The sequence below is a fragment of the Streptomyces sp. NPDC092952 genome (genome assembly GCF_044754785.1).
Classification (GTDB): Bacteria; Actinomycetota; Actinomycetes; order Streptomycetales; family Streptomycetaceae; genus Streptomyces.
This window is the reverse complement of the sequence record NZ_JBIVPT010000023.1, coordinates 52,287-78,860: the sequence shown is the minus strand read 5'-3', so window position 1 is coordinate 78,860 and position 26,574 is coordinate 52,287. Positions and strand designations below refer to the sequence as shown.

The following is a 26,574-nucleotide window of genomic DNA, read 5'->3' as shown; positions in this document are numbered from 1 at the left end:
GGCCTTGTGTCCAATCACGACGCCCTTGGGGCGGCCCGTCGAGCCCGAGGTGTAGATCGCGTACGCCGCCACGTCGATCGACACCGGCGCCAGGTTCCCGGCATCGACGGGGGGGACATCCGTCCCGGCCAGCCACTCCTGGTCGATCACCAGGACCGGGCGGGCGTCCTCGATCATGTAGGTGATGCGCTCGGCCGGGAAGTCCGGGTCCACGGGAACGTACGCTGCCCCCGACTTCAGCACCGCGAGCAGCGCCACCACCAGGTCCACGCCACGCGACAGCCGCACGGCCACGAATCGTTCCGGGCCCGCACCCGACGCCACCAGAACCCTGGCCAGCCGATTCGCCCGTTCGTTCAACTCCCGGTAGGTGATGGCGGATTCGCCACACACCACGGCGAGCTCATCGGGTGACCGGCGCGCCCGCTCCTCGAACAGCTGAGGCAGCGCCACCGCCGGCACCTCACGCGCTGTGTCGTTCCACTCGCCGAGCAACAGCTCGCGCTCGGCCGCGGACAGCACCTCCACCCGGCCTACCTGCACGGACGGATCGGCCACCACCGCCTCCAGGACCCGCACCAGCCGCTGCGCGAGAGCCTCGACCGTCGAGGCGTCCAGCAGGTCGGGCTGGAAGTCCAGGCGGAAGGTCAGCTTGTCGCCGGGGTGCACGACGAGGCTCACCGTGTAGTGGGCGCCCTCGTGCGCCCGGGCGTCGCCCAGGTGCAGGCCGGTTGAAGCGGCGACGGCCGACAAGGCGGCGTGGTCTAGCGGATAGTTCTCGAACACCAGTGAAGCGTCGAAGAGTTCACCGACTCCGGCCCACCGCTGTACGTCGATGAGGCCGACGTGCTGGTGCTCGATCAGCGCGGACTGCTCGTCCTGGAGCCTGCTGATCAGGCCGCCCAGCTCCTCAGCCGGGTCGAGGCGCAGCCGTACCGGCAGGGTGTTGATGAACAGGCCCACCATGTCTTCGACGCCGTCGAGTTCGGCGGGGCGCCCGGAGACCGTTGCGCCGAAAGCGAGGTCGGTGCGGCCGAGGTGGCGGGCCAGGACGATGCCCCAGGCCGCGCGGACGACCGAGTTCAGGGTCGCGCCCAGCGAGCGGGCCCGCTCGGCGAGGCGCGCGGTGGCTTCAGAGGACAGGGCGGTGCGGTGACGCCCGGGAACCACGGGGGTGCGGCCCGGGCGGGGGGCGCCGAGCAGCGCGGGTTCGTCGAATCCGGCGAAGACGGCGCACCAGGCCCGCTGTGCGGCCTCCCGATCGCGGGTCGAGAGCCAGCCCATGTAGTCCTGGTACGGGCGCACGCGGGGCAGGTCGTGCGGTTCGCTTCCGGCGCCTTGTGCCGCGTACAGCTGGAACAGTTCGCGTACGACCACGGGCAGCGACCAGCCGTCGATGACGGTGTGGTGGGCGGTCAGGGCGAGGCAGTGGCGGTCGCCGTCGAGCCGGACGAGCAGGAAGCGGACCAGGGGCGGGCCGGTGAGGTCGAAGCGGCGGGAGCGCTCCTCGGAGAGCAGGTCCTCAAGGGTCCCGGGGGCGGCGGCGTCCGCCGTGCGCCAGGCCGGTTCGGCGGTGGCGCGCACCACCTGGACGGGGCGGGCGAGGCCCTCGTGGCGGAAGGACACGCGCAGGGCGTCGTGGCGGGCGAGCAGAGCCTTGGCAGCGTTCTGCAGGGCTCCGGTGTCGAGTGTGCCGCCGAGGTCGAGCACGGCCTGGACGGTGTAGAGGTCGGCTGCGGCCTCGTCGTAGACGCTGTGGAAGAGCATGCCCTCCTGGAGAGGGGTGAGCGGCAGCACCGCGCTGCCTGAAGGGAGCTGGAGGCCGGCGAGCTCCTCCGCGCCCAAGGGTGCGGTGACGGTGTACGCCGGGTCGGCGGTGGTCGCCGCGTCCGCCGTGTCCGTCGAGGCTGCGGCGAGGGCGGCGACGGTGCGGTGCACGAAGACGTCGCGGGCGGCGAGCGCGAGGCCCGCGCGGCGGACCCTGCTCACCAGGCGGAGCGCGAGGACGCTGTCACCGCCGAGGTCGAAGAAGCTGTCGTGGACGCCGACCCACTCCAGGCCGAGCGCTTCCGCGAACAAGGCGCAGAACTGCTCCTCGCGGGGGGTGCGCGGCCCTTCGCCGGTGGAGGTGAAACGGGGCGCGGGCAGTGCGGCGCGGTCCAGCTTGCCGTTGGGGTTGAGGGGCAGGTCGTCCAGGATGACGAAGGCGGACGGCACCATGTAGTCGGGGAGCGCATCGGCCACGGCGGAGCGCAGCGCGGCCACATCGGGGCCGTCGTGCCCGGGGTTCGCGGGCACGACGTACGCCACGAGCCGCTTGTCGCCGGGCCGGTCCTCGCGCACCACGGCGGCGGCCCGGAGGACCTCTGGGCGTGCGCTGAGCACCGCCTCGATCTCGCTGGGCTCGATTCGGAAGCCGCGGACCTTGACCTGGTGGTCGGTCCTGCCGAGGTATTCGAGGGTGCCTTCCTCGGTCCAGCGGGCCAGGTCACCGGTGCGGTACATACGGGTCCCGGCCGGTCCGTAGGGGTTGGCGACGAAACGGCCGGCGGTCAGATCGGGCCGGCCCAGATAGCCGCGGGCCAGGCCGTCGCCTGCCAGGTGGAGTTCCCCGATGACGCCGACGGGGACCGGGCGCAGCCGGGCGTCGAGCACGTAGGCGCGGGTATTCGCGATGGGGCGGCCGATGGTGACGTCGCCGGATCCGCACAGCGCGTATAGGCTGTCGCCGCTCGCCTCCGACGATCCGTACAGGTTGAGCAGCCGGGCTCCGGGCAGTTCCTCGGCGAAACGGCGGGCGAGGCCGCGCGGCAGCTCCTCGCCGCTGGTCACCCAGAGCGTGCAGGACCGCAGCGCGCCGTCCTGGTCGCTGTCGAGCAGGGCGTCGAGCAGGCTGGGCGCCAAAGTGACGCGGCCGACGCGGTGCCGCTGGACGAGCGAGGTCAGGCTGGTGGCGCTGCGGGCCGCGTCCGGTCCGGCGAGCACGACAGGGGCGTGGTGGACTAGCGGCCCGAACCACTCGGTGGTGCCGTCCACGAAGCTCAACGAGCTCTTGGCGAGGGCCGGTTCGTCGCTACGGAAGGGGAATGCCTCGTGGAACCAGCGCAGTCGGTTGACGGCACCGGTGTGCACGCCGAGAACGCCCTTGGGCCGGCCGGTGGAGCCGGAGGTGAAGATGACGTACGCCAGGCTGTCGCCGGTCAGCGGCGCCGTGCGGTCGCCGTCGGTGGGGTTGTCCTCGCGCAGACCCGGCAGGCCGGTCAGATCCAGGGTATCGAGCGCGAGCGCGCGGGCGTCGTGCAGCGGGAGGCGGGCGGCCAGTGCTTCGGTGGTCAGGATGAGGGCAGGGCGGGCGGTCTTCAGCATCCGTGCGATGCGGTCGGCCGGGTATGCGGCGTCGATCGGCACGTAGGCGGCGCCGGACTTCAGTACGGCGAGCACCGCGACGATCATGTCGGCGGAACGCGGGACGGCCACGCCCACGTAGCTCTCGGGTCCCGCGCCCTGGGCGATCAGGTGGTGGGCCAGCCGGTTGGCCCGCGCGTTGAGCTCCGCGTAGGTGAGGGTGCCCAGGTCGTGGTGGAGGGCGGGCGCGTCGGGAGTGCGGGCGACGGCGGCTTCGAAGAGGGTGGTGAGGGTCTCGGGTCCGCTCCCGGCCTCGGACCTCGCGGCGGCCCGGGTCCCGGTCTCGTTCCAGCTGTCGAGGACCAGTTCACGCTCGCCGGGGGCCAGCACGTCCAGGGCTGCGAGCGGCCGGGAGTCCTGGGCGGTGGCCCGCTCCAGGAAGGCGAGGAACCGCTCCTGGTGGCGTGCCAGGTCTGCGATGTCGAAGGCCGCCCCGTTGGCGTGGAACTCCAGCTGCATGCCCGGCTGCCGACCGTCCGCGCCGCCCGGCGCCCGGTACACATTGATGTTGACGTCGGCCACGAGGCCCGTGGACAGCTGGTGGCGTTCGGCGGCCAGGGAGCCGAACCGGGTCTCCTTCTCGAAAGCCATCACATTGACCTGCGGCGCCGTCAGGGCGCTGTCGTGCCCGGCCAGGCCGAGGTCGGAGCGCAGGTCGGCGCGGCGATAGCGCTGGTGGCGCACGGCGAGGCGGATCTTCTCGCGGGTCTGCGCGACGAGTTCGGCGAAGGTGGTGGCGTGCCCGACGGCCAGCCTCAGCGGCAGCTCGTTGGCGAGCATGGCGGGTGTGAGGAGTTCGGCGCTCGTACGGCGGGCGGCGAGCGGCAGGTTGACCAGGACTTCGGAGGTGTCCTGGAGCCGCGCCAGATAGGCGGCGGTGGCCGCGACGACGGTGGCTGACCAGCCGCCGATCGCCGCGCGCCCAGCGCCGAGGAGGGCGTCGACCCGGTCCTGGGCGAGCCACGTGCGGCGCACGACGCTCGGTCCGGCCGGCACGGTGTGCCCGGCGAGGGGGGTGCTGGCTGGCAGCTCGGCGAATTCGCCGCGCCAGTGGGCGGCGTCTGCCTCATGAGCCGCCGAGGCACGGTAGGCGGCGTTGTCGTCGAGGAGGGTTGCCAGCGGCGCGGCGGCGCCTGGTGCGGGGGTGGCGCCGCTTTCGTACGCGGTGTAAAGCTCGGCAAGCCTACGGCAGTACAGGTACTGCCCGAAGCCGTCGAGCACGATGTGGTGGTAGCGGAAATAGAGGATGTGCCGCTGCCCGGCGAGGGTGAACAGGACGTGCGCGTACGGCGGTTCGCTGCCGAGGTCGACCGGCCGGGCCAGATCGGCGTGCATCCACGCGTCGGCCGCGGCTGCCGGGTCGGTGTTCCCGCTGAGGCCGACGGTGGTGAGCTGTGCCTGGTCCGCGGCCAGAACGGTGACCTGGGGTCGGCCCTGCTCCTCGTCGAAGCGGCTGCGCAGCGTGTCGGTCTCGGCCACCGCCCGGTCGACGGCGCGGGCGAGGGCGTGGTGGTCGAGGGGGCCGGTCAGGGTGAAGGCGACGGCGCAGTTGTAGAAGGGGTTACGGGGATCGAGCTGCTGGGCCACCCAGATCCCGGCCTGCGCGGTGGAGACGGCGCGACGGGTCATACGTATATCGGACACTTGCTTCCATCCCCCACTACGAACGAGCTGTCAGTCCTTGCGAACGAGCCGTCTTCAGGGTGGCTCGGTGTGTCTTCATGCGCCGCCGGACCGTTGATCGGCCGGGGCCGGCGGCGCGGCGGCGGCCTGCTCAGGCCGCCGCGGCCAGCTCCTCGCCGATGGCCGCGGTGAGCGCGTCGATCGTGGGGTGGTCCCACAGCATCGTCGGGTCGACCGGGAAGCCGACACGGTCCTCGATCTCGGCGGCGACCGACAGGGCGTACAGCGAGTCGAGCCCGTAGTCGCTCAGCGGCACGTCGGGCTTGATCTCGGTGGCGTCCGTTCTCAGGTGCACGGCGATCCGGCCGACGAGCCAGTCGCGCAGTTCCTGCGGGTCGTAGTCGGTGGTCTGGTTCTCGGGCATGGCTGCCTCCGGGGCATGGTGGACGTACGGACGGAAGTGCTGGGGGAGAGGGAGAAGGAGGTCGTACGGGTCGGCGGCCCTAGCTGGTGGCAGACAGCCGCCGCTCCAGCAGGCCGAACGAGACGGACTCCTCGTGCCGTCGAATGAGTTCCTGCCACAGCGGCTCCTCGAGGTGTTCGGGGAGCCCGGCGGGCGGGGCACCGAGCGGGGTGCGCAGCTGGTGGAGGGCTGCGGCGGCCCAGGTGGCGTCGCCCAGGAAGGAGTCGCCGGACGCGCGGGCGTGCCGCCATGTCTCGAAACAGGAGGCGGCGACGAGGACGCGTACGTAGCGGGTGGTGAGGTCGTAGGTGGCCGAGCTCGCGGTGACGGAGAGTTCTGCGGGCGACAGGGCGGCGCACGCTTCGGCGAGCTGGGTCAGCTCCTGTACGAAGTGCTCCCCGTGCGACCTCAGTTGCCGACTGGCCTGCGAGTCGTTGGCGGGCATGGCGGCGAGTCCGGCGGCCAGCGAGGAGCTGAGCTGCTCGCGTCCCGCAGCGCTCAGCGCGAGCGCGTTGAAGTCGAGCGGCGGAAGCTCGCCTCCCGGGATGAAGAGCGCGGCCGGGGCGCCGTCGGCCTCCGGAAGCCAGGACCTGCGGGCCAGTAGGGGCAATTGGGGCATCAGGGAGACCTGGCAGGCGGCGCGAGCGGCGTGCCCGAAGCCTGCGGGCTGGATGTCCCGCAGCAGCTTCTGGAAGATCGCCGTGCCGCCCTCGCGGATGTAGAAGTGCGCGCCGAGCACGGAGGAGAGCCGGGTCATGGCGTCCATCAGGGCCTTGGAGACAAAGTACTTGACGGCCTGGGCGTAGATGGGGGTCTGGGCCGGCAGCAGATGCAGGGCCCGGGTGGCGACGGTCGCGAAGCAGTCCGCGGTGAGCAGGTCGGTGAAGACGCCGGTGAGGACGGAGCGCACATGCGGCAGGTCGAGCGCGGCGCGGCCGTACAGCCTGCGGTCGCGGGTGTGGCGCAGCGTGGTGCGCAGACCGGTGTCGACGATGCCGGTGAACATCGACACGAGCGTGGTGCGGGTGATCTGGAACGACCGCAGCGCGGTCTCCAGACCCTGTCCCGGCGCGCCGAGCAAGGAGCTGGCGGGCACCGGACAACGGTCGAACTCGATGCCGCCGAGCTGGACTCCGCGCATGCCGGTGGTGCGGAAGCGGGGAAGGTCGCGGTAGCGGTCGGCGGGCAGGTCCGACTTGTCGAGGAAGAGCTGCGAGTGGCTGCGGCTGCCGGGCGCCGACGAGGTGCGAGCGAAGATCACAACGGCTTCCGCGCGCCGCAGGTTGGTGACGACCTCTTTGCGACCGTCGAGCAGCAGCCGGTCCCCGTCGGGCAGGGCGGTGAACTCGGTGCGGGCCATGTCGTTGCCGTGGGCCAGCTCGTGGTAGGCGACGGCGATGCGCTTGTTGCCGAGGAACAGGTCCGCGGCGGCCCGGCGCTGCTCCGCGTTGGCGGCGGTCCACAGGTTGACTGATGCGATGAAGGAAGCAGCGCCGTAGCCGAGGCCGAGGCAGGGGTCGCGGCGGTAAAGGGAACGCATGATCTCGACGAGGTGGTCGAGCCGGGTCAGCCGGCCGCCCAGCGCGGCGGGCACGAACTCGGTGCCCAGGCCGTATCCGTGCAGGGCCTCCTCGCCGGCGTCGAACATCTCGCCGCGTTCGTCGGCCGCGAGAATCGGGCCGAAGCCGAGCGGGTTGGCCGTGTCGAAAGGGTCACCGAGCCGGGCTTCGAGGGCGTCGAGCCGCTCGGGCAGGCCGGGCCGGGCCGTCCCGGCGGCGTCCGGTCCCGGGGGAGTAGCAAGGTTCAGGGGGGCGTGGGGGCCGAGTGAAGTGGTCACAGTGCGCTCTCCTGCTCAGCTCTTGTCAGCGGCGAGGGCGGAAGCTGTTCGGAGGTGTCTAGGAGCCGGTCGGCGAGGCCGTCGTAGGCAGCGCGGCAGGCTTCGTCGACCTCCAGGCCGAGCCGGCCGAGCACGGTGGTGAGAGAGGCGCGCAGCGACAGCGCGTCGTACGGGGTGCGGGCACTCTCCTGCCACATCCGCAACGCCGCGGCGCCCGCGAAGCACAGCTCGTAGCGCGCGGCCAGGTCGAAGGCCGACTGCGGCACATAGCGGCCGTTGCGTTCCTGCTGGGCCATGCCTGCGTGCACGGACTCGGTGACGGCCGCGAGGTCCCCGGCCATTCGGGCGACGCCCCCGGGCAGCCGGTCGGTGCCGGGGCTCCGGCTCAGGCGCCGCACTGTCGCGGGCAGCGACTGGATCAGGCCGCAGCCCCGCATCGACAGGAGCCGCAGCCGCGCAGGGTCGAACGGCGGCACCGGTTCCTCGGGGAGGTCTTCGGTCGCGTTGAGGGTGCTCCGCGCGTTCCAGGCACGTGTCAGCAGGGCGAAGTGATCGATGATGAGGCTGCGGTTGACGGCGGTGGACCCGTCGAAGACCGCCACGATGCGGTGGTCGCGCTCCAGCTTGGCGAAGGCACCCTCTTCGTAGGACTCGCTCAGGAAGCCGCGTACGCCAAGGAGTTCGGCGAGCCGCTCCAGCGCGTCCTGGACCAGCGTCGGCACGAACGCTTTCGTCACCGCCGAGATCACGGCCATCTCTTCGGGATGTGTGTGGATCGAGCGGGCCGCAACCGTGGTGACGGCCTCCGCGGTGGCCAGGGCCGCTACGGCTTCGCCCAGGATGCGGCGCACGCGCGGCAGTCGGGCCAGCGTTCGGTCGTAGAGGTTGCGTCCGGAGGCGTACGAGGCCGCGATATTCAGGCCGTGGTCGAGCGCACCGAGCGACAATGCGGTGCACACGGTGCGGGTGAGCTGCAGCGTTCTGAGGACGGTCTCGATGCCGGCGCCCTCGACGCCGACCAGGGCGGAGTCCGGGACGCGGGCGCAGTCGAAGGCGATGCCGCTGATGTCCGCGCCGCGGATGCCGTGCGTGGGCACCTTGGGCAGGACGCGCCAACTATGTGGCGCGAGCTGCCCCTTGTCCACGAGGAAGAGGCTGAACCCGCGCGGGCCGCCGTTCTCACGGGTGCGGGCCAGGACGCACAGCAGCCGGCCGCGGGTGGCATTGTTGATGAGCCACTTCTCGCCGTTGAGCCGCCAACTGCCTTTCTCCCTACGGGCAGTGAGCTCGCCGGCGAGCAGATCGCTGCCGTGTCCCGCCTCGGTCAGAGCCCAGGACACCACGGCGCCCCCGGCGACGGCCTCGGCCAGGCGCGCAGCCTGGTCCGGTGCTCCCGCGACCCAAACCGGGGCCGAGCCGAGGAAGGTCTTGCCGTGGGCAACGGCCACGGTCAGGTCGTGGCGGGCCACGACACGCAGCGAATCGACGAGCTCGCGGTGGTCGCGCAGCGCGCCCCCGTGCCGTGCATCGGCGTAGAGGGCGGGCAGGCCGACGGCGTCGAGAACGGCGCAGGCGTCCTCGGGGAAGAGTTCGAGCCGGTCGAGTCCGGCCAGTTCGGCGGGGGTGAAGGGGCCGACGCCCGTGGCGGCGGATCGCAGGTGCTGGTCGAGGTCCTGGGCAGAAGCATGCGGCACTGGAAGATCCCTAAGAGTCACTCGCGGTGGGGTGGAGTGGAAGGTGTGCACGGGTATGCATGCGGAGCGTGGTGGTGGTACGCCCCTGCTCTCTCAGGACATGGCCCGGTCCAGACGCGCTTCGACGGCCGAGAAGAGGGGCTTTCCCTCTCGGGCGCGGAAGGCGTCCCGCGCCCCGAGGCGCTGGATCTTGCCGCTGGTGGTGCGGGGCACGGCCCCGCGCGGCACCAGCTGCAGGCCGGCGAGGTGCGTGCCGAACTGCTGGGCGACGGTGCGCCGCACGGCGGTGGCGAGGGCCTTGAGCTCGTCCTCGGTACGTCGGCCGCGCAGTTCGTGGACGAGGACCAGGAGGTCCTCCTCGGCTCCGTCGGCGTCGCGTACTGGCACGGTGAAGGCCGCGCCGAACAGGCCCTGCAGTTCGGGGTGGTGGGACCGGACCTCGTACTCGATGTCCTGCGGGTAGAGGTTGCGGCCGCGGACGATCAGCATCTCCTTCAGCCGCCCGGTGATGTACAGCTCGCCGTCCAGGGCGGCGCCGAGGTCGCCGGTGCGCAGATAGCCGCCGTCCGCCGCGTCTTGCTCCCCGCCCGACGGCTGCGCCCGGAACGTGCTGGCCGTCGCCTCGTCGTTGCCCCAGTAGCCCAGGGCGACGCTCGGCCCGCGCAGCCAGATCTCGCCCACGGTCCCGTCGGGCAGCTCGGCTGCGGTCCTCGGGTCGACGATCTTGACGTCGTAGTCGGCAGGCCAGCCGCAGGAGATGAGCTCCCGCGCGTTCCTGGACATGGCGGTCGGCTCCAGTGTGCCGGCGGCGAGGCGTGCCTCGTTGACCCGCGCCACGACCGGTTTGCGGTGGCCGGAGCCGGAGACGAAGACGGTGGCCTCGGCCATGCCGTAGCTGGGGTTGAGGGCCTCGGCGCGCAGCCCGGTGGCGGCGAAGCGCTTGGCGAAGGCGGTCAGGGTGGCGGCCTGGACGGGCTCCGAGCCGTTGCACGCGAACTTCAGCCGGGACAGGTCGAGTCCGGCGAGCTGCTCGTCGGTGATCTGCCGGCTGCACAGCTCGTAGGCGAAGTTGGGTCCGGCGGTCCAGTGGATGTCGAACTCGTCCACCATGCGCAGCCACCAGTGCGGGCGCTTGAGGAAGGTGGTGGGGCCCATCTGGACGCAGCTGCCGCCGAAGTACAGCGGGGGCAGCAGAATGCCCATCAGGCCCATGTCGTGGTAGTGCGGGATCCATGAGCCGAAGCGGGTGCCCGCGTCCAGGCCGAAGCTGCGGCCGAGGCTGTCGACGTTGGCCACCAGGTTTGCGTGGGTGATGACCACGCCCTTCGGGTTACCGGTGGAGCCCGAGGTGTACTGGAGCAGCGCGACGCTGCCGGTGTCAAGCGTGGGCAGCTCCTGTGGGTCCAGGGGCGGCGTCTGGATTGTTCCGGTGTCCAGGACGGCCGAGCGGGGCCGGCCGGCCCCGACGGCCCACTCCTCCACCCTGGCGAGGCTGTGCGCATCGGTGAGCACGACGGACACCCGGGCGTCGGTGGCGATGGCGCTCACCCTGCGCCGGTGGTGCTTGTAGCGGCCCGGCAGCGGTGACGGAACGGCCACCACTCCGGCGTAGAGGCAACCGACGAAGGCGACGGCGAAGTCGAGGCCCTCCGGGTAGAGCAGCAGCGCCCGGTCACCGGGGCGGCAGCGCTCCAGGAGCGCCGAGGCCACCGAGCGGGCCCGGCGGTCCAGTTCTGTATAGGTCAGGGACTGCCATCCGCCGGAGGAATCCAGGTCATGAATAAAGGTAATCGCTTCGCGATTCCCCAAATCGACTGAATTCCTGCGTATGGCGTCAGCGAAATTGTCGCTCACAGTGGCCAAGCCTCCCCGTTTACGTCTACCGCGCAAAGCTCTCCCCGAGCGGCTTCGCGGACCCGGGCAATAACCCCCAAAAGGTCATGGGTGAGCCAATCGCTAAGGTCCACTTCATTGACCTTAGGTGGACACGCCAGTTCGAGTCAACACTATTTAGAGAGTGCTCGGTTGGCCGTTCGTCGAGGCCGAGGGCGAGCTAAGCCCGGCCCTAGGGGGATGTCAACTAACTTTCGGCAAGGTCACCCTGGACGAAAGTTATAGTGGCCCCAACCCTCCCGTGAACAAGGTGAATCCGTCCACTTGTCTCGTTTTCGCGGTCCGCCATTCCGGTCAAAATGATCGCCATAATCTCTTCCTTGACAGCCGTCGATGACACCTCCTAATCTCCCGTCGAGTCTGCTGCTACATGTAACGGGGGATAGTTATCGTGGCGCCGCTCATACTTCTTTCCGGGACCTCGTCCGATGCCCACACCTGGAATCTCATTTACATCCAGCTCTTCCTGGAGGAGCGGGGATACGAGGTCCACAACCTCGGCGCCTGCGTTCCGGATGAACTTCTGGTGAACACGACCCGGGCCCGCCGACCCGAGCTGCTGGTCCTCAGCAGCGTCAACGGCCATGGCTTCCGCGACGGTCTCGGAGCCATCGCGGCGCTGCGCGCCGAGCCGTCGGCGCGGCATCTGCCGGTCGCGATCGGCGGCAAGCTCGGCACCGACGGGCTGCGCAACGCTGGCTATGCGCGTCGGCTTCTCGACGCCGGCTTCGACGCAGTCTTCGACAACGGGGACCTCGTCGCCTTCGACCGGTTTCTGGCCGCGCGCTGTGCCGTGGCGGCATGAACACCCCAGCGTGCGAAGAGGACTTCGCCGGTTTCATCAGCCGCGCTGGCGACCGAAGCGAGCTGGTGGTGCAGCCCCGCATGGGCTTCGGAGCATGGGCGCTGATGCGCGAGGGCCTTCAGCGCACCGCCGAGGCCGACGCCACCACCGTCGGCACGGTGACCCTGGACAGCTACACCCGGGTCGGTGACTTCGCCGGAGCCCGGGCTGCGCTCGCCGAGGGCGCCCCGCTCAACGGCTATCCGCTGCTCGCCCACGGGGCCGACGCCACCCGCGCCCTGCTCGACGAGGTGGCCGGGCCCGCGTTCCCCGTCCAGGTCAGACACGGTTCGCCGCACCCTCAGGAGATCTTCGCCGAGCTGCTCTCAGCCGGGCTGCACGCCACGGAAGGCGGCCCCGTCTCGTACTGCCTGCCCTACAGCCGCACCCCGCTGCGTGAGTCTGTACGCGATTGGGCCGAGGGGTGCGAACTGCTCGCGGCGTCGGACGCGCCGGGAGCTCAGCCGCACCTGGAGTCGTTCGGGGGCTGCATGCTGGGGCAGATGTGTCCGCCAAGTCTGCTGGTGGCGCTGAGCGTCCTCGAAGGGCTCTTCTTCGCCCAGCACGGCCTGCGCAGTATGTCCCTCAGCTACGCCCAGCAGACCAGCCAGGACCAGGACGTCGAGGCGCTGGCCGCGCTCGACCGGCTCGCCACCGAGGAGTTGGGGCCCGGGGTCCGCCGGCACATCGTGCTGTACGCGTACATGGGCCTGTATCCGGTCACCCCCGAAGGCGCTGACCGGCTGCTCGCGTCCGCCGCCGAGCTCGCGGTCCGCGGCGGCGCGGCCCGGCTGATCGTCAAGACCGCCGCCGAGGCCCACCGCATCCCCACCATCGGGGAGAACGTCGCCGCCCTCGAACTCGCCGCCCGCAGCGCGGCGGGCGCCGAGCACGGTGCGGGCGACGGCAACGGTCCTCCGGGGACCGGCGACGGGATCTACGCCGAGGCGCGCAGCATCGTGCACGCTGTGCGGGAGCTCCACCCGGACCTGGGCACCGCCCTGGTCCGGGCCTTCGACAAGGGGCTGCTCGACGTCCCGTTCTGTCTGCACCCGGACAACCCTCGCCGGACCCGCAGCCGTATCGACGAGCACGGCAGACTGCGCTGGGCGGACACGGCGGGCCTGCCCTTCACCGCGGCGCCGGGCGGAGGGGAGGAGCCCAGGCTGACCGCGGCGGGCCTCATGGACTCCTTGACATATGTCAGCCGCACCTACGACGGGAACGCCGGAGGGGGGCGCGCCGCATGAGCCCACGCCAATCGCACCACCTGAGCCAGACCTGTCGTCCGACGTCGTCCGTACGGGTCGATCAGGCGCAGTTCGAGCGCCGTTCGGCATGCGGCGGACCCGACGAACGCGCAGGTCGGCGGCTGCCGTCGGACGGATGTGACGGCAGCAGGCGTGAGGAAGGCTTGAGGTATGCACCTGAGCCGCCGCCTCGCCATGACCACGTCCGTGCTCGTGACCGTTCTGCTTCTCCTGTCCGTCCTGTGCGTCCAATCCGTCGTGAACAGGGTCGACAGCGGGCCCGCGGCCCGTACGGCGACCGCGGATTCCACCGGTGCCCCGCTACGCCTGCCGGAGCCCACGGGCCGGTACGCGGTAGGCCGCCAGGACGTACGGCTCGTCGACCACGGCCGGACCGACCCCTACACCCGTGGTGGACCACGCGAGCTGATGGCCGGTGTTTGGTACCCGGCCGCGCACTCCGCCGGTCTGCCGCGCGCCCCGTGGATGTCCCCCGGTCTCGTGGCGGGGTTCGCCGAGAACGCGGGCCGACTGCTCGGGCTGCCTGCGGACCGGGTCGACTGGGCGGCCGTACGCACCCATGCGGCCCTCGGAGCCCCGGTGGCCGATCCCGGCCGGCGTCGGCCTGTCATCCTGTACTCCCCCGGCTTCGCCACGAGCCGCAGCTGGGGCACCGTGCTCGTCGAGGAACTGACCAGCAGGGGCTTCGTGGTCGTGACGGTCGACCACACCTACGAGGCATTCGGCGTGGACTTCGGCGGTGGCCGTATCGCAGCCGGGCGTCCGGCGGGCTCGGGCACGAAAACGGGTCTGGCCGGCCCGATGCGTGTACGCGCCGAGGACATCCGTTTCGTCCTGGCACAGCTGGCCCGGTCCGCGAGCGGCTCCGGCGGACCGCTGCCCCGCGATCTGGCCCGCTCCCTCGACCTGAGCCGGATCGGTATGTTCGGCCACTCCGCAGGCGGTGTCACGACGGCCGAGACCATGGCACGGGACTACAGGATCGACGCGGGCCTGGACCTCGACGGACTCTCGGTGACCTCTGCCGCCAAGGCATGGCCCGGTCTGCGCTCCACCGTGCGGCGGGGCCTGGACCGGCCGTTCCTGATGCTGTCCTCGGCTCCAACTGCTGCGAAGAACTCGCAGAGCTCGGCGGGTGGGAGGGGCGCGCAGAATGCGACGCCCGCTCCGGAGGCCGAGGTCAGCACGCTGTCGGCACAGTTGCGCGACCGTTCGCCGCGTACCGTGGCCGAGGAGCGGCTCGCGGGCACTGGGCACTACTCGTTCACCGACTTCCAGGCGCTGCTACCGCAGTTGCTGCGGGGCGCGGGGCCGGCCCCGCGCCGGGTGGCCGACCTGATCGGGGCGGCGGCTCCGGGGCCCATGCTCGACCGTCAGCGCGGGCTCACCGTCGGCTTCTTCGAGCGCACCCTGCGCCCCGACCGCCTCCCTTCGGTCTGACCACCGTTCATGCGCACGGCCCGCTCAGCCTCGAACCGCCTGCCCATGAACCAACCGACGATGAACCGGCAGCCTATGAACTGACCACACATATGGGGGACTTGTGCGCACACCTGTGATCCATACCGAGCAGCTGACCAAGTCGTACGACGGGGTCGAGGCACTGCGCGGAGTCAGCCTCGATGTGGCCGACGGCACCGTGCTCGGGCTGCTCGGCCACAACGGCGCGGGCAAGACCACCCTCCTGAGCATCCTCACCACCCTGCTGCCGCCCAGCGGCGGCCGGGCCTCGGTGGCCGGATACGACGTGGTGTCGCAGGCCCGCGAGGTCCGGGGAAGGATCGGCCTGACCGGTCAGTTCGCGTCGGTGGACGAGAAGTTGTCGGGCATGGCCAATCTGGTTCTGCTCGGCCGACTGCTCGGCGCCGACAGCAAGCAGGCCAGGGAACGGGCCGGGCAACTTCTTGAGGCCTTCGATCTCTCGGCGGCGGCCGACCGGCTCTGCCGCACCTATTCGGGCGGCATGCGCCGCCGTCTCGACCTGGCCGCGAGCCTGGTCGGCCGGCCGGAGGTGCTCTTCCTCGACGAACCCTCCACGGGCCTGGACCCGGCGAGCCGGATCTCCCTGTGGGAGATCGTCGAGCAACTGGTCGGTGAGGGCACCACCGTGCTGCTCACCACCCAGTACCTGGAGGAGGCCGAACGCCTCGCCCACCGGGTGGCCGTGCTGGCCGAGGGCTCCGTGGTGGCGGCCGGTACCCCCGTGGAGCTCAAGGCCAGGGTCGGTGAACGCACTGCCCACCTCACGGTGATCCGGCGCGGTGACGTCCAGGCCGTTGCTGCCGCACTGCGCGAGGCCGGCCTCGCCCCGGCGGAGGCTCCGCAGGAGGGCACAGTGAGTGTGCCGGTGGCGGTCTTCGCCGACTTCGCTCGAGTGGTGCGCGCGGTCGACGATTCCGGTGTGCCGGTCAGCGGCCTCACCCTCTCCGAGCCGTCGCTCGACGACGTCTACCTCTCCCTGGCCCTCACCTCGGCCGCCACCCCCCGCTGACTCGGCTCCCGAGCAACAACCGTATTGAGGAGGCCACGATGGCTGCCCTATCCCCTGCGTCGTCCCCGACCGCCACGGCCGCTGCGCCCGGCACAGTGGACTCGGCACAGACGACCGACTCGAAGGACCCGGGCGCCCGCGCGGCCGTCGCAACCGGGAACACCCCACGCTGGCACCACGCGAGCGGGCTCACCCAGTTCCGCGTACTCGCCGGGCGCAGTCTGAACGCCTTGGTCGCCGACCGTCGTCTGATCGTGCTCGTCCTGGTCCAGCCGCTGATCCTGCTGGTCATCTTCAGCCAGGTCTTCGGTAGCCTGGCCAACCCCGCGCGCTTCCCCGCCGGGGTGGACTACATCGACTACCTGATGCCAGCGATCCTCATCACCAGCGGCATCACCTCGGCGGTCGGCTCCGGCTCCGAGCTGATCCGGGACATGGACAACGGCGTGGTCACCCGCTTCCGTACGCTCCCCATAGGACTGCACTGGGTACTCGTGGCCCGCGTAGTGACGGACGTACTGCGCACCACGGTCCAGATCGTGCTACTCGCGGTGTGCGCGGCGCTGCTGTTCGGGTTCGAGCCGGCCGGCGGCTTCCTTGGGATGACCGCGGCACTCCTGCTGGCCGTTGTGGTCATCACCTCGCTCACCTGGGTCTTTATCGCGCTGGGTGCTTGGCTGCGCAGTGCGCGCATCATGCAGAGCATCAGCGGACTGACCCTATTTCCGCTGATGTTTGCCTCCAGTGCGTATGTTCCCCTGGACGCGCTGCCCGAGTGGCTGCGCGCGGTGGCGGTGCTCAACCCCGTCTCCTATGCGGTGGACGCCACCCGCGCCCTGGCACTCGACCAGCCGGTGGGCAACGGGGTGCTGTCCGCCCTGGCCACCAGCGCCGTGGTGATGTCCCTGGCCGTCCCCTGCGCGGTCCGCGGCTTCCGCCGTCCACCGAAGCACTGACCGCGACGCCTGCGGAGCCGCCTTCGCGTTGGCTCGCTCCCGGGGGTCGGTCGGTGCGTGACCTGTGTCCGAGGCCAGACACCCTGCCTGAGGCATCCGACATCCCGCTTTACGACCTCGTGTGTGATTAGCGTGAGGTCGTGCCGGGGTAGCGGCTGGTGTTGTGATCACGTGTGTGTGGCGGGCAGTGCGAGTGTTGTGTTGGGTTGCTCGCTGGTCGGTCAGGAGTCCGGCGATGGCCCGGATGGTGTGAGGGAGGTTGTTCCGGCGGGAGTGGTGGCGGGCCAGAGATCGCCGGTTCTTGAGGTGGGCGATGCCGTGCTCGACGGGGATGCGTGCTGAGGAGTGGGCGAAGCGGGCGGCTTCGTGGTGGGCCGTGAGCCATTGCAGGTGCTCGAGGTGTTTGCCGCGGCGTTTGCGGGGTGGCGTGACGACTTGGCCGTAGGTCTGTGCTGCCAGGTGCTGGTAGCCGGCGTCGGCGAGGATCTGAAGGTCGATGGTGTCGGCGAGGAGATCGACCGGGCCGGCATCCCGGGCTTGGGTGATGTCGGCGACTGGTCCCGCTCGTACCTCGCCTCAGAACAGAAGTCGTCCGCGTTCGTCGGTGAGGACGAGGGCTTTCATCGCGTTGATGCGGCTCTTGCCGGAGATGAAACGGCTGCGTCCGCCGCGGCGTGCTGATGGCCGGCGGACCCGGACTTCGGTGGCGTCCATCAGGGCTGTCTGACCGGTGGCGCCGAGATGAGCAATGACGTCAGCGAGCGTGCGCAGCCGCAGTCCGCCCTCGATGCGGCAGCCTCGGTCGGCGGGCAAGGGCCTGGTCTCGCCCACCGCGCGGGTGATCGTGGAGCGATCGACACCGAACCAGCAGGCAAGGTCGTCGTGAGTGACACCGTGCCGAAGGTGGACCAGGGTTGCCAGGAGCCGGTCGACGAAGACCAGCTTGTACTTCGCACCCGCACCCACAGCCCGACGACGCGGACGATCAGCCAGCTCGGCATCTCTTCGGGCCTGCCACACCGGCCCCAACCCGGCCACCGGATCAGCGATTACGGACGTCGAAAGCCCCGTGACGCGACGCTCCGACATGATCAACCTGCGTGCTTCAACCCCCACCACACCCAGACCAGCGACACAGGTCAGCCATCGGCACTGCCAATCACGCACGAGGTCGTAAGGGGACGTCCGCCCCAGCGGATGCCTTTCTCGCTGCGGATGCGGGCGCGTTCCTTCCGTTCGGCGGTCAGGATGTCGCGGTGGCGGGCGTTGGCGTTGTGCCAGCGCAGGTAGGCGTGCAGGACACGGGACTGGACCGTGTGGTTGGGGTGGTTGGAGTTGGCGATGGTGAACTGCCGCAGTGGCCTGAAGGGGGCTTCGATCGGCTTGGCCCACGAGGCGTAGGTCGTAAAGCACAGGCTGACCTTGTTCTTCTTCGCCCAGCGCCGGAGGGCGGCGCCCTTGTGGGCGGACAGGTTGTCGAGGATCACGTAGATCGGTGCGCCGTCGGGCTGGGCTGCGCGGGCACCATCACCGCGCTGTCCGAGGTCCGGCCGTCGACTTCAGCGCGGCCAGGGTGTTCACCGTTCCCTTCTTGCGGCGGGGCTCCTCACGTACGGGCCGCCCGCTGATCGTGGTGGCCTCATCTCCCTGCCCTGCCACGCTGTGCGACGCCCCTGGTGTGACTTGCAGAGATATCTGTCACTAGTTGTACTGGCTGAGGACGTTGATCAATCGTGTGAAGGGACCGGTAGGCCAGACAACCTGGAGCCGAGCGCCAACCTCGCTGATAGGCCATCCATCCTCGACGACGAGTCGTGCGACCTTCAGACGGTGGCGCGGAGTCAGCGCGACGTTGCAGTGCGACATGGCAAGGCCCCTTCCTAGCCGTTCGGCCAGGAGGGGCTCTGGGATGTGTTCAGGGTTCGAGCAGGAGCCCGAGGACGTGAGCGAACTCTGCCGGCTCGGCGCTTGCGCCGAGGTGATTGCCGGGCATGTCGATCAGGGGTAGCTCTAGAAGTTCAGCGAGTGCTTGGGTTGCCCGGCGCGCCATCTGGTGATGGCTCAGCGAGCCAGCGCACAGCGTCACCGAAACGCGACGGATGGCCTCGATGTCGGGGACGTAGAAGACCGTGGGGCCGGCCATCCGCCCCAGGAAGTAGCGGTTCCTGTCGAGTTCCTCGACCGGTAGCTCGGGTAGCGCCATATGGGCGGGAGGCGTCTGATCTGGTCCTGTGCGGTGGGCAGCGCCGCTGAGGTCGAAGAACTCTTGCGCCGCCCGCTGAGGATCAGCCTCTGCAGTCTTGAACGCTGCGGCGGCTCGGCCAGTCAGGTGTGTGTCATCCAAGAGGGACACAAGGGGCGGCTCATGCAAGACGGCCCGGCCGACCACGTCAGGGCGCTGCTTGCCCAGCTCCAGCAGCGTCACGGCACCACCACTGGTACCGACGAACAGGGCGGGCCCTCCGGTGAACCTGTCGACAAGCGCAGCAAGGTCCTCGGCAAGGATCTGGGGCGTGGGCGCGGCCATCCCCGGGACCGCACGGCTGGCACCGATACCACGCGGATCGTGGGTGACGACGGTGAACCGGCCTGCAAGCTCATGAGCCAGCGCCGCGAAACCGGCCCGCCCGGCCGGCGCCCCGACGAGGAACAGCAGTGGCCCCTCACCCTGGACACCGAAGGCAATCGTGCAGTCCGGTCGGTCGAGAAAGTCCACCGAACTCGTGATCCGATCACTGAAGTCCGCGATCTTCCGAGTGATCACATCGAGCGCACGGTCCAGTTCCTCGCGCCTATCGCGGACGCGCCGGCGATGAGCCGTCAGCAACTCCACTCGGAGCCTGGCCGGATCAGCCACCTTGTCGTCAGCGCCTGTGAACTGCGCGATATCGGCCAGTGGCATCCCCGTCTCACGGAGATGAACCAGCATGCGGATCAGCTCGACGTCGGCCGTCGTGTATTGGCGACGCCCCGCACTGTCGCGCCGTGGAGACGGTACAACCCCCTGACGTTCGAAGTACCGCAACGTGTCGGGCTCCAGACCGATCCACGCCGAGACCTCCGCGATACCAAACAGCTCATCTGCCTCACTCATGCCTCAAGCCTCGCCCTTGAACCCCGGTACAGGTCAAGCGATCGTCAGCCGACCGCGGCTTCGACAACCCAATCAACCTCTCCGGCCAGCACAACGGGGCGTGCCGCTGAGAGACTTCGGGGATGACCACGCAGCGCCTGCCGTTCCCCGTCCCGGACGAACGCGCCCACCTCTTCGTCACCGGCTACGCCGACATGCACGGCCTCGTGGAGGACCTGGTCGTGCCCGACGGGGCTCCCGAGGCCGCGGCGACGGTCCTGCGTACGGCACGCGAGCTGCTGCGCCAGTCGTACTACTGCTACGAGTTCTCCACCGTGGCGGTCATGCACTCGCTGATCGCGGTGGAGATCGTGCTGCGCGACCGGATCCCGGGCGCGGGCAAGAAGCCGCTGCACCAGCTCATCAAGCAGGGCGCCGACGGGGCACCCTGACGGCCCGGCAGGCGGAGTACCTCGACCATGGCCGGTAGATCCGCAACGGGATGGCGCACGGCCGGACCACGCACGCGGTGATGCCGCCGGCCATGGCGGTGCCGATGGTGACGACGTCGTTCGCGATCGTCTCCGAACTCTGCGCGGCGCCCGCCGGATGATCACGGCTCGGTAACGGTGCTCGGCGGAGTGTCACGCCGTTGAATTCCGCCCCACCTCTGTCGACCAGAAACTCATGGGGTTCTTGTCCAGGACGTAGCGGACGCACGGCCCGCCGCCCCCTCGCCGGGGTGACGGCCGTCCTGTCCGGGCACAGCCCATAAAACCTGGACTCGTGCCGGGAAACCATGAGTCCATGGGATCCGCGCGGGCCGGACCGGCTTGTCGGGGAAGCGGGGGAGGCCGTCCATGTCCAGACGTCGCACACGGGTTCCGAGTGGTCGGCTGTGCGCGGGCATCGTGGTCGGAGCCGCTGCGGGACTGCTGACGCTGTGGCTGCTCATGTACCTCGGGCGCGCCTTTTACACCAGGAACGGCGGGTGGGCGTTCCTCCTGATCGCGGGGGCCGGCATCGTCGTGGGCTGTGCTGTCGCGTTCGCGCGCAGGGGCGCCGGGATCGGGGCCTCGTGGGGGCTGCTGGCCGCGGTCGCGGCCATGTTCTTCTGCGCGACGCACATGGAGTACCTCGCCTCCAGCGCCCTGCACGACCGGGGCCGGGAGGTCTACGGCCTCATACAGAAGGAGACCGGCTCCACCATGCCCAACCCGAGCGACGGAAGCCCCGGCGTGTACACCTACGCCGTCTCCTCCCCGGGAAACCCCCGACAGCGTGATCTGTCCGTCACCGCAAGGGAGCTGGAGGTCGGCAAGGAGTACCTGATGACCATCGACCCGCGGAGCAGAGTGCGCCCCGCTCTCGGCCCGAGGCCCGGCACGGACATCGCCGACCTTGTCTGGCAGATCATCTGTGCGGTCTTCATCATGTTCTTCTGGCTCGCCGCCGCCGTCGTGGGCTTCGAACCGGACGAATTCGCCTGGTGACGCGCATGGGCACGAGCGGCGAACCGTGGACGCTCACCCCGGCCGGTCACCCTGTCGTCCCGGTGCTGCCGAGCTGCGCTTCCTGCCTCCGCACTCGCCCGAGCTCAACCCTGACGGGCTGGTCAACGTGGACCTCAAGCACAGCCTGCTCAGGCAGCACCGAGGCCGCGATCAGGCCGAGCTCGCCGCCGAGCCCCGTCGATTCTTCCGCTGCTGCTGGCGCCGGCCCACATCGTCCGCAACTACTTCAGCAGTCCGCACGTCCGCTACGTCCTGGACGAGAACCCCATGAGCTTCTGATCAATAGGCCGTGCATCGAAAGTGGATCTAGTGCATATGGTGTCGGCATGTCGCTGAGCCACCTGACCCTCTTGTCCGGACGTTCGATCGAGCTCACCGAGCTGCGAATGTCTTCGACCTACGGAGGGATGCTGGAGGGCTACCCCTGCAAGCCCATCAATGACATGAAGGTCGGGGGCCTCCAGCGGCAGGCTGAACGCGCGTTCCCCTCCACGCCGGTCCATCTGGTGCCACCTTCCTGTGAGTACCCGGACCAGACCGCCGGCGCCTTCGGCCCCGTTGAGGTGCTGCCTTCCGTGGCCTGCATCGGGGCCTTCCGCTCGACGGCGGTCGCCCCAGAGCTCGACTCGGTGCTGCACCGTTCCGCTCTCACCGTGGTCTGGTTCCAGGCCGGCTTGGACGTCCCGTCGGGCGAGGACGCCGACCTTGTGCTGCGCAGCATTCCCTGGGGGGAGCTGGCCCAGGACTACGAGCTCTAGGGGGTGTCTGATAAATGAGTGCGGGTGAAGGAGCGGGGTCCGGTGCGTGCGATCGCAAGGCGCCGGGGCGTCTGCGTGGCGGAGCCACGTGGGCGGTTCGGCAACGCCGCGAGTGTGCGTGCCGGACCCCGCGACGCCGCAGGCATTTGTCAGACACCCCCTAGCAACGGGGTGCCGATCACAGCCACTCGTTGATGGCCGCGATGAGGACGGTCGCCTCGTAGCGGACCGCCAGTTTGTCGTACCGGGTGTCGATGGCGCGGTGCCTCTTGAGGCGGTTGGTCCCGCACTCGACCGCGTCACGCTTGCGGTAGTCAGCTGGGTCGAAATGTGGTGGTTGGCCGCCGCGGGAGCCGAGCTTCTGGCGATTGCGTGCCTGGTCGGCCTTGTCCGGGATGGTGCAGAGAATTCCGCGGCGGCGCAGGTAAGCGCGGTTTCTACGAGCGGCGTACGCCTTGTCGGCGCGGACCCGGTGGGGACGGATGCGTGGCCGCCCCGGCCCGATGCGGGGCACGCGGACCTTCTCCAGCACGGGTTCGAACTGCGGCGAGTCCCCGCGCTGCCCGGCCGTGACCGTGATCGACATGGGCCTCTGCTTCTGCTCCACGGCCAGGTGCAGCTTGCTCGTGCAGGCGTCGGTGAAGGCCCGGCTCGTACACTGGGCCTCGTGACCGGCGTGCATCACGGCTCTGGCGAGGCTGCCGCGAATCCACCCGGCCGCCGCCAGGGTGTCGGTGACGAGCTTGGTGTGCATGCGGTCGACGATCGCCCGCCCGGCCGAATGCCGTGAGCAGAGACCGATGACGGTCGCGAGGTAGCAGAACCTCCCGCTGCCGACGCCCAGGCAGGTGATGCCGCCGACGTACTTCGTGTTCGGAATCCCGGCGGTGAAGTCCCGGCCGGTCAGATCCGGTGCCGCCGCGGCCGAGTCCGGGACGGCGGTGCGGTGCTGGCGCCGCAGACACACACCCTCAAGGCCGATGGCGCGTATGATCCGGGCGACACGCCTGTCACCGACCGCCCAGCCAGCTGACCGCCCTCGTCGCGGAACTTGGCAGCAACTCCCGGGACTCTGTAGGCGCCGTCAAAATTGCGGCAGACCTTGCGTATCCGGGCCGCGAGCCGCTCACCGGCGCTCTGCCTGGCCGAGCGATCCGGGGCTGCGCGGCGCCAGCGGCAGAAGCCCGAGCGGGCGATGCCTAGGATGCGGCGGAGCCGCTTGACGCCGAACCGGCGCCAGTGATCCTCAAGGAACCGGCAGCGGTTCACCGAAGCCATTGAAATCGAAGAGCGCGTCCTCACCGACCGCGAGCGGCTCCTCGGCAACGAACACCCCGACACTCGTTCTGCTCGTGATGTCCTGTCCTTGCGGCGGTCGGCAGAGCGTGGTTCTGGGGATCCTAACTGATCATTTCAGAATGAGTTCGGCTTACTGATCATTTCGAAATGAGGTTCGGAGTCTTCGCAAGCAGATGATGCTGCAGGCGAGTTGGAGTAGTCCGAGGTGGAGATCGGCTCGTATCTCGTAGCGGATCCGCAGGCGTTTGAACTGATGGAGCCAGGCGAAGGTGCGCTCGACGACCCACCTGGTCTTGCCGAGGCCGGATCCGTGAGCCCTTTCCAACCTCACGCTGACGCGTGGTGAAGGACGAGGATGGCCTGGAAGATCGCTGTGATGCGGGTGGTGCTGCAGCGGAGCTTCCGTGGGAGGCGCCAGCCGTTCAGGGTGGCCATGGCCTGCTCGCCGAGGCAGCGGATCTTGGCGTGTGTGCTGTTGTGGCGGCGCTGCCGGCGTCGGTGAGTGCGTCGACGATGCCGTGGGTGCGGGCGGCGGTCAGGTCGTGGGTGGATCCGGGAAGCGCGGGTGAGGTCCGCAGCAGGCGGCCGAACGGGTCGGTGAGGACCTGGACGTTCATGCCGTGACGTTTGTGTCTGCCCGAGTAGTGCGGGGTGTCGGCGGCGATCCGGTCGATCGGCAGCAGGGTGCCGTCCAGGATCATGAACGCCTTGGTCCGCGCGACGCGCATCGCCTCGGCCAGGGTGGGTGCGAGCGCGGCCGGCAGGTCGACGGCTTCGCGTATGTAGCGGTACGCGGTCGCGATGCCGATCCCGATCCCGGCGGCAAGCTGGGCGTAGGTGTCACCGCACCGCAGATGGGCCGGGGCGGGGAGAGTCTGACGGCCGGCGGTCAGACGCCGCCACCGGGTCCCGATCTCCCCTCGCCGCACAGCAAGTCGTCCGGTCAGGTACCGCGGGGTGCGACTGGACAGGTCGATCGACGACGGGTGGACAAGCACGCGAAGCTCCTGGCAGACGGCGGATCTTGATCGTGAACCCGTCTACCAGGAGCTTCGTCGTCCCGTAGACCCGCCCAACACGCGGCCAGCGCCGTCAGGTTGGAAACGGCTCACTGCTGGCCCCCTCCCGCCACGCCGCCGTCCGCTCCCGGCAGTGTTACGCCCGGCCCGGCGCTTCGGCCTGTGGCACCTGGACTTGGAGCCCCCGGACGGGTATGAGTGGGCTCCGGTGCCGGGTTCGCATCCGACACCACTATCGGCGGCGCGTGCCGACGGCGGGGCACGTCCTCATGGACGGGCCCCGCCGTCGGCACGGGTCGGTCGGGTTACCAGTGGTCGTGATGCTCGCAGCGCTCGTCGTGCTCGTGGTTCTTGATCTCGGTGGAGTCGGTGGCGGTGTGGGTAGTGGTGTCGCCTCCCCCGGTGACGGTGGCGGTGTTGGTGACCCGGCGGGGGGCGTGGCAGGAAACGTCGACCTTCAGGGTGATGGGGGGATAGCTGCTTCCGGCGGGGAGGATGTCGCTACGGGTGCAGGTGAGGGTGCTCAGGGTGCAGCTCCATCCCGTGCCGCTGATGCTGTCGGCGCTGAGCCCGGCGGGGAGGGTGTCGTGCACGGTGACCGGGGTGCCGTTGGTCGGTGCGGCCCCGGTGGCGTTGCCGACGGTGATGGTGTAGGCGCCGTCCCGTCCCTGGGTGAAGTGCTTGGTGTGGGTCTTGGTGATGGTCAATGACGAGACCGTGTAGGAGATGGTCACCTGGCCGTTGTGGTTCGCCGTCCCGATCGTCGACAGCGCATAGCTCGTGCCGGTACCGGTGGGGGTGGCGAAGCTGCTGCCACCCCCACCGCCGCCCCCGCCCGCTGAGGTGCCTTGGTTGTTGACGGCGGCGCTGCCGCCGCCTCCGCCGGCGAAGTACCCGCCCCCGCCGCCGCCACCGCCGGCGATGGCAGTGGCGGCGCAGCCGCCGTCGAAGCTGCCCCCGGTGCCGCCGGTACCGACCGTGGCACCGGAGAACCCGGTCCCCGGCCCGCCGTTCGTGACCGCACAGGAGGGAACGGTGCCGGCGGCCCCGCCTGCACCCCCGGTACTGGTGCTGGTGCTGCCACCGCCCCCACCCTGCCCCGGCGAAGCCCCGGGCCCGGTGGCACTTCCCGCAGTACCGCCGGTGGCATCCGGCGTTGTCCCGCCGTTGCCTCCGTTGCCTCCCGTGGAGCCTGCTCCGGTGCCGCCGGCGGCACCGCCGCCCCCGGCGACCAGCAGCAAGGAGCCGCCCGTGCTGACGCTGGAGGCTCCGCCCCCACCCGGACCCTCGAAATGAAAACCACTGAGCGGAAAACTTCCGCCTGGGGCACCGCCGTTGAACCCGCCAGCCCCCGGCGTCCCGGTGCCGTTGCAGCCGGTGCCGCCGGTGCCGCCGACGTTGATGGTGAAGGTCGTCGGTGCGGTGGTTTGCGGGAGGGTGGTGACGACCTTCGACCCCGTCCCACCGGCCCCCGTGACGGTACAGGGGGTGCCGGTGTTGTCGGCGCCGCCGGCGCCGTCCGCGGTGATCGTGACCACCGCCCCCGCCGGAACCGTCAAGGTCTGCGGGGCGCCGGTGAAGGTGAAGGTCTGTGATGGATCAGCCTTCTGCGCCCGCACTGGCACGGACTCGACCGGCGCGGCGCCCACGGGTGGAGCCGTGGTCGCCAGCAGCGCCATACCGGACAGCAGCGCGCTCCCCACCGATACCACCCCCACACCGCGCCCCCCACGACGTCCTCCCGAGCCGACCGGACCGGACGCACCGACGGCACGAGCCGGGACCGCCCCAGAACCCAGGGTCCGGAACACGGTCATGGGCCACTGAAGTCCGACCCGATACCACGACAGATCAACGTTTCTACGCGCACGAGCGCTCATCCGCGAGTTCACCTCTCCTCACAGCAACGCGTCCCGCACCCGCCACACGACAAGACGAAAGCGCCACGGGACACCTGACGAAGAATCATGACAATCTGTATTAGATAGCCCGAGCTGATCACTTTTAGGTAGCGAGGCAATGAGAAACCCCGCGTTTCGCGCCTCAGCCGCAGCGAAATCCTCCCGGCCTGTTTGAGCGAGGAGAACCTCGACGCCTACGCCGGGGAGTCCGAGCGCACCGGCCTGACCGGCGCCCTCAACCGCTACCGCAACACGGACCGGGACCGGGAGGACCTCGCCCCACCGCGGAGCCCTGATCCGGCAGCCCACCTTGTTCGTCGGCGGCGCTCTGGACGCGTCCACCACCTGGATGGCCGACACCATCGATGCCTGCCCCGCCACCCTTCCCACCCTGTCCGCCTCCCGCCTCCCGCCTCCTGGACGGCTGCGGCACTGGATCCAGCGGAGAACGCCCCGACGAGGTCAACAGCCCGCTGACCGACTGGCTCGCCACGATGTGGGGCTGTACCGGACGGGCCAGGGCGCGGCGGTGC

General features: G+C 70.0%; 17 protein-coding genes and 6 pseudogenes. 10 read left to right on the top strand and 13 right to left on the bottom strand.

Features of this window, described 5'->3' with window-relative positions:
* From ACIQGQ_RS33105 to ACIQGQ_RS33085, 5 genes are all read right to left on the bottom strand, one after another.
* Window positions 1–5,034: amino acid adenylation domain-containing protein (locus ACIQGQ_RS33105; RefSeq protein ID WP_402403059.1), on the bottom strand; the 5,034-nt coding region annotated here is incomplete at its 3' end.
* Between the two features lie 145 nt (window positions 5,035–5,179).
* Window positions 5,180–5,452: an acyl carrier protein gene (locus tag ACIQGQ_RS33100; RefSeq protein WP_359286294.1), complete on the bottom strand. Its 273-nt coding sequence runs from the start codon at window positions 5,450–5,452 to the stop codon at window positions 5,180–5,182.
* Window positions 5,453–5,531: 79 nt separating this feature from the next.
* A complete protein-coding gene (locus ACIQGQ_RS33095; RefSeq protein ID WP_402403056.1) occupies window positions 5,532–7,328 on the bottom strand; it encodes an acyl-CoA dehydrogenase in 1,797 nt (598 codons plus the stop codon).
* The gene (locus ACIQGQ_RS33090; RefSeq protein WP_402403054.1) at window positions 7,325–9,022 is read right to left on the bottom strand and encodes an acyl-CoA dehydrogenase family protein; all 1,698 of its coding nucleotides are present in this window, start codon (window positions 9,020–9,022) and stop codon (window positions 7,325–7,327) included. The genes ACIQGQ_RS33095 and ACIQGQ_RS33090 overlap by 4 nt, the downstream gene beginning before the upstream one ends.
* Window positions 9,023–9,115: 93 nt before the next feature.
* Entirely contained in the window at window positions 9,116–10,831 is a 1,716-nt protein-coding gene (locus ACIQGQ_RS33085) for a fatty acyl-AMP ligase (protein WP_402403052.1), read from the bottom strand.
* 475 nt (window positions 10,832–11,306) lie between these two features.
* Between ACIQGQ_RS33085 and ACIQGQ_RS33080 the strand changes: the two genes are divergently transcribed.
* The 5 genes from ACIQGQ_RS33080 (at window position 11,307) to ACIQGQ_RS33060 (ending at window position 16,477) form a co-directional block, all read left to right on the top strand.
* Window positions 11,307–11,720, top strand: coding sequence for a cobalamin B12-binding domain-containing protein (locus ACIQGQ_RS33080; RefSeq protein WP_402403049.1), 414 nt, complete (start codon window positions 11,307–11,309; stop codon window positions 11,718–11,720).
* A complete protein-coding gene (locus ACIQGQ_RS33075; RefSeq protein WP_402403047.1) occupies window positions 11,717–13,009 on the top strand; it encodes a methylaspartate mutase in 1,293 nt (430 codons plus the stop codon). Before ACIQGQ_RS33080 ends, ACIQGQ_RS33075 begins: the two co-directional genes overlap by 4 nt.
* A gap of 171 nt (window positions 13,010–13,180) precedes the next feature.
* On the top strand, window positions 13,181–14,470 hold the full coding sequence (locus ACIQGQ_RS33070) for an alpha/beta hydrolase family protein (RefSeq protein WP_402403044.1): 1,290 nt from the start codon (window positions 13,181–13,183) through the stop codon (window positions 14,468–14,470).
* 103 nt (window positions 14,471–14,573) lie between these two features.
* Window positions 14,574–15,521, top strand: a complete 948-nt coding sequence (locus tag ACIQGQ_RS33065) for an ATP-binding cassette domain-containing protein (RefSeq protein WP_402403041.1) — start codon at window positions 14,574–14,576, stop codon at window positions 15,519–15,521.
* Window positions 15,522–15,559: 38 nt separating this feature from the next.
* Window positions 15,560–16,477 (top strand): ABC transporter permease, encoded by a 918-nt coding sequence (locus tag ACIQGQ_RS33060; RefSeq protein ID WP_402403038.1) that lies wholly within the window; start codon window positions 15,560–15,562, stop codon window positions 16,475–16,477.
* 576 nt (window positions 16,478–17,053) lie between these two features.
* Here ACIQGQ_RS33060 and ACIQGQ_RS33055 read toward each other — a convergent pair.
* From ACIQGQ_RS33055 to ACIQGQ_RS33040, 4 genes and pseudogenes are all read right to left on the bottom strand, one after another.
* Window positions 17,054–17,566, bottom strand: a complete 513-nt coding sequence (locus tag ACIQGQ_RS33055; protein ID WP_402403036.1) for a transposase family protein — start codon at window positions 17,564–17,566, stop codon at window positions 17,054–17,056.
* Window positions 17,567–17,616: 50 nt separating this feature from the next.
* Window positions 17,617–18,076, bottom strand: a pseudogene (locus ACIQGQ_RS33050) (hypothetical protein); the annotation flags it as partial.
* Window positions 18,077–18,223: 147 nt separating this feature from the next.
* Window positions 18,224–18,343 (bottom strand): annotated as a pseudogene (locus tag ACIQGQ_RS33045) (IS481 family transposase); the annotation flags it as partial.
* A gap of 49 nt (window positions 18,344–18,392) precedes the next feature.
* A complete protein-coding gene (locus ACIQGQ_RS33040) occupies window positions 18,393–19,571 on the bottom strand; it encodes an alpha/beta fold hydrolase (RefSeq protein ID WP_402403033.1) in 1,179 nt (392 codons plus the stop codon).
* Window positions 19,572–19,693: 122 nt separating this feature from the next.
* On the opposite strand from ACIQGQ_RS33040, the gene ACIQGQ_RS33035 reads away from it, so the two are divergent.
* From ACIQGQ_RS33035 to ACIQGQ_RS33025, 3 genes are all read left to right on the top strand, one after another.
* Window positions 19,694–20,002: a hypothetical protein gene (locus tag ACIQGQ_RS33035; RefSeq protein WP_402403031.1), complete on the top strand. Its 309-nt coding sequence runs from the start codon at window positions 19,694–19,696 to the stop codon at window positions 20,000–20,002.
* Window positions 20,003–20,410: 408 nt separating this feature from the next.
* Window positions 20,411–21,043 (top strand): hypothetical protein, encoded by a 633-nt coding sequence (locus tag ACIQGQ_RS33030; RefSeq protein ID WP_402403029.1) that lies wholly within the window; start codon window positions 20,411–20,413, stop codon window positions 21,041–21,043.
* Between the two features lie 347 nt (window positions 21,044–21,390).
* Window positions 21,391–21,822, top strand: coding sequence for a hypothetical protein (locus ACIQGQ_RS33025; protein WP_402403027.1), 432 nt, complete (start codon window positions 21,391–21,393; stop codon window positions 21,820–21,822).
* 178 nt (window positions 21,823–22,000) lie between these two features.
* Here ACIQGQ_RS33025 and ACIQGQ_RS33020 read toward each other — a convergent pair whose 3' ends face one another.
* Window positions 22,001–22,789, bottom strand: coding sequence for a transposase (locus tag ACIQGQ_RS33020; RefSeq protein ID WP_402403024.1), 789 nt, complete (start codon window positions 22,787–22,789; stop codon window positions 22,001–22,003).
* Between the two features lie 294 nt (window positions 22,790–23,083).
* Between ACIQGQ_RS33020 and ACIQGQ_RS33015 the strand changes: the two are divergent.
* Window positions 23,084–23,230, top strand: a pseudogene (locus ACIQGQ_RS33015) (tetratricopeptide repeat protein); the annotation flags it as partial.
* Between the two features lie 21 nt (window positions 23,231–23,251).
* Here the strand turns inward: ACIQGQ_RS33015 and ACIQGQ_RS33010 are convergent.
* The 3 genes and pseudogenes from ACIQGQ_RS33010 to ACIQGQ_RS33000 all read right to left on the bottom strand — a co-directional run.
* Window positions 23,252–23,437 (bottom strand): annotated as a pseudogene (locus ACIQGQ_RS33010) (transposase); the annotation flags it as partial.
* Between the two features lie 11 nt (window positions 23,438–23,448).
* A pseudogene (locus ACIQGQ_RS33005) lies at window positions 23,449–24,119 on the bottom strand (transposase family protein).
* A gap of 326 nt (window positions 24,120–24,445) precedes the next feature.
* Complete coding sequence (locus ACIQGQ_RS33000) at window positions 24,446–25,843, bottom strand: hypothetical protein (RefSeq protein WP_402403021.1); 1,398 nt, start codon at window positions 25,841–25,843, stop codon at window positions 24,446–24,448.
* A gap of 357 nt (window positions 25,844–26,200) precedes the next feature.
* On the opposite strand from ACIQGQ_RS33000, the pseudogene ACIQGQ_RS32995 reads away from it, so the two are divergent.
* Window positions 26,201–26,544: pseudogene (locus ACIQGQ_RS32995) on the top strand (alpha/beta hydrolase); the annotation flags it as partial.
* Window positions 26,545–26,574: the final 30 nt, after the last annotated feature.

What these genes read in the sequence shown, in the direction of transcription:
- ACIQGQ_RS33060 (WP_402403038.1), top strand. Translation starts at nt 15,560, where the DNA reads ATGGCTGCCCTATCCCCTGCGTCGTCCCCGACCGCCACGGCCGCTGCG.
- ACIQGQ_RS33035 (WP_402403031.1), top strand. Translation starts at nt 19,694, where the DNA reads ATGACCACGCAGCGCCTGCCGTTCCCCGTCCCGGACGAACGCGCCCAC.
- ACIQGQ_RS33025 (WP_402403027.1), top strand. Translation starts at nt 21,391, where the DNA reads ATGTCGCTGAGCCACCTGACCCTCTTGTCCGGACGTTCGATCGAGCTC.
- ACIQGQ_RS33070 (WP_402403044.1), top strand. Translation starts at nt 13,181, where the DNA reads ATGCACCTGAGCCGCCGCCTCGCCATGACCACGTCCGTGCTCGTGACC.
- ACIQGQ_RS33075 (WP_402403047.1), top strand. Translation starts at nt 11,717, where the DNA reads ATGAACACCCCAGCGTGCGAAGAGGACTTCGCCGGTTTCATCAGCCGC.
- ACIQGQ_RS33040 (WP_402403033.1), bottom strand. Translation starts at nt 19,571, where the DNA reads ATGAGTGAGGCAGATGAGCTGTTTGGTATCGCGGAGGTCTCGGCGTGG.
- ACIQGQ_RS33100 (WP_359286294.1), bottom strand. Translation starts at nt 5,452, where the DNA reads ATGCCCGAGAACCAGACCACCGACTACGACCCGCAGGAACTGCGCGAC.
- ACIQGQ_RS33030 (WP_402403029.1), top strand. Translation starts at nt 20,411, where the DNA reads ATGTCCAGACGTCGCACACGGGTTCCGAGTGGTCGGCTGTGCGCGGGC.
- ACIQGQ_RS33055 (WP_402403036.1), bottom strand. Translation starts at nt 17,566, where the DNA reads ATGTCGGAGCGTCGCGTCACGGGGCTTTCGACGTCCGTAATCGCTGAT.